This is a genomic window from Bradyrhizobium sp. AUGA SZCCT0176, from assembly GCF_018130145.1.
Lineage (GTDB): Bacteria > Pseudomonadota > Alphaproteobacteria > Rhizobiales > Xanthobacteraceae > Bradyrhizobium.
Genome location: NZ_JAFCMB010000050.1, coordinates 1 through 2,601 on the forward strand (window position 1 = coordinate 1; position 2,601 = coordinate 2,601).

At 43.1% G+C, this 2,601-nt stretch carries 2 protein-coding genes; one reads left to right on the plus strand and one right to left on the minus strand.

What is annotated here, in order from left to right; genetic code table 11:
• Window positions 1-24 precede the first annotated feature (24 nt).
• Window positions 25-810 (minus strand): hypothetical protein, encoded by a 786-nt coding sequence (locus JQ600_RS36625; protein WP_212490449.1) that lies wholly within the window; start codon window positions 808-810, stop codon window positions 25-27.
• A 724-nt stretch (window positions 811-1,534) separates the two neighbouring features.
• Here JQ600_RS36625 and JQ600_RS36630 point away from each other — a divergent pair.
• Window positions 1,535-2,536 carry a hypothetical protein gene (locus JQ600_RS36630; protein ID WP_212490450.1) on the plus strand — a complete coding sequence of 334 codons (1,002 nt, stop codon included), beginning with the start codon at window positions 1,535-1,537 and terminating at the stop codon, window positions 2,534-2,536.
• The last annotated feature ends 65 nt before the right edge of the window (window positions 2,537-2,601 follow it).

A 2,601-nucleotide genomic window follows, 5' to 3' on the forward strand; every position in this document is an offset into this window, starting at 1 on the left:
AAAACTAATTAACGAAAAATCCTTTTATTGAATAAAACCGTCAAAATGAGTTATTTGAAGTCTACGCAATAAAGCCCTTTTAGTTTCTTCGTCTAAATCAGGGTACCAAGCACGTGGATCGATGTTTGAAGTAAACCAGAATTGTGTTGTTCGTAGGGCAACGCTTCCACCTTTGGTTTCCACTGAGACTGGATAACGATCCAACCATCGGAGTAGATTGTTAATACCGATATCACCACGAAATTCATCGATAACAACATTGGGTTGACCACTGTAACCGTCCCACCATTTATTGCGGGGATCCTTAGGATAAGCTTCCAAACCGGCTTCGTCCCAAGCTCTCCTTGACTTACCCACTCCAGTCGGACCCCAATAAACGAATGCAGTTCGCTCCATAGCAACTGGTTTGAGATGGTCTCTTTCAATTCGTTTGAGATTTGAATAATTACGAACGTAAACATCCCCGGGGATTTCATCGAGTTCACCAAGTTTGGCTCGCTTTCGCACTTCGTCCCAATCGGTTGCTGAGTTTCGTTTGAGGAGTCTAGTCCCAAGTTCGAATTGAGTGCCCGGTACTCGTGTGTCTTCTTTCCAGACATAGGACTCAGCAGCTGCGCTTCGGGTGAGTTCACAATGGACTGAGTCGCCAAAGATTGATTTGATCCACCCCATAGTTTTCTTTGTGGGGACGGAGACCACGAGTTGCCAGTGTAGGTATCCTCCTGCATTTCCTGCTTCAAGTTGTCCTTTGATCCACTGAATTCCATTTGGCAGAAAGGGTGTAAACAGGTGTTGAGGGATCGTGAGCATCCAGTAGCGTCCTTGGATAGAAGGCATCCCTTGAGGGTCATGTCAGACTTGGGGGGAAGTCTGCTATATATAATACTAGGGCTGTACGGGGGGATATGGCTTAGCCTATCCCCCATTGTAACCCTAGCTGACCAAAAGGGGGTAGGCTAAGCCATATCCCCCTGTTTTGAACTTGTCTCTTAGGGTTAGGGTTAGCACGGCAGGCTACATGGCTAATGTATTAAACCCGGATCGCTCCGGGATCCGGACGCAGCAGAAAGGCCTGATAACTAGTGGGAAAACGTAGCGGGACTCAGATAAAACTCCGTTCTAGTAAGCACCCAAGAGGGAGACCTCTTGGCCCAGTATTACTTACTAGAACGGAGTCTACCGTCTACCTGCACTGTAGAACCCCTGCAAGGGGTTCAGGCGTCCCGCCGCAGGTGGGCGGGGTTGAGGGGCAGAGCCCCCAGAAAAATTATATAAATAGCGGCCCGCAGTTTGTTTTTTAAACAATTATGGTATGGTCTACTCGTCGCTATCGTCCTATGGGAATTCGCACACGCCGTTTCGTTCGGCGCTTACCACTGCGTCCACGATATTATCGTCCTCGGCGTTTAACAAGATAAAGAAATCCTGGAGCAAGTGGAAACGCAATGAATCTGAAAAGTACAACCAGGGTATAAAAGCGGCGCTGAAGGCTGAAAGGTCTTTAACCCAAACTCTAACAAAAGGAGATTCAGAAATGTTTGGTGGTCACAATGAAAAAGAATATACTCAAAGAACTATGATTGTTGATGTATGCAAACGTCCCATGTATGGTGTTTCCAAGGAACGTATTATTGGAAACTCAGCCTATCAAAGATTGATTGGATCTGTTGCTGGTATTCCAGGGTATGATATTCTTGGATCGATTGGCACATTTGATCAAGTAATGAAAGACAATCTTGCTACAACGGATATGATTACTACTTGGCCTGTTTCGTATTTTAATATGAACCCTTATGTAGTGCCAGGTGGTACTTCTCAAGTCGCACCATATGTTGATGGTACTGTCCCACAGCAAGACAAAATTGGTATTTCTTTTGTCAGACACGATTTCCAATTTACAAATACTTCAACCATTACTGCCAATGTTGAAGTTTATGCCTTTTACTGCAAAGAAGATACAAAATTCACTCCTATTACTCTTATTGATGAGTTGGATGATCAATATCGTCTAGGCTCATCTCCTGCGATTCCACCGAATGCTGGTGGTTTAACTACTGGTTTCAACCAAGGTTTTACTATCAAAGATCTACCTGGAGGTCAATTTTTCATGGCACCAGCGTTTCAACGTTATTTCAAAGTTGTTGGAAAACACAAGTTTACTTTAACTGGAGGAGCTAGTCATAAACTTATCGTTAATACTAAATATGGAAAAGTATTTTCTAAAGAAGTTGGTCAAATGTCAGATAATCAAACTACACGCGCGGGTCTTGGCAATAAGACCATATATTTTGTCGCTAGGACCATTGGTGTTCCGGTTACTGATACGACTACTGCTAACGCTCCTGTGTTCACTTATGGATCAACCAGTATTGGATGTGTTGTGAATGTTCAGAAATATTTCAAATTGATGATTGGTAACCAATCTAAACTTAATCTTAATCTCTCATGGGTCCGTGTACCTAAAGGTGCTGCTTTATCAAATCAGAAAATCATTGATGCTGATGATGATGTTGTAGCAGCTGTCAAAACTAATTAACGAAAAATCCTTTTATTGAATAAAACCGTCAAAATGAGTTATTTGAAGTCTACGCAATAAAGCCC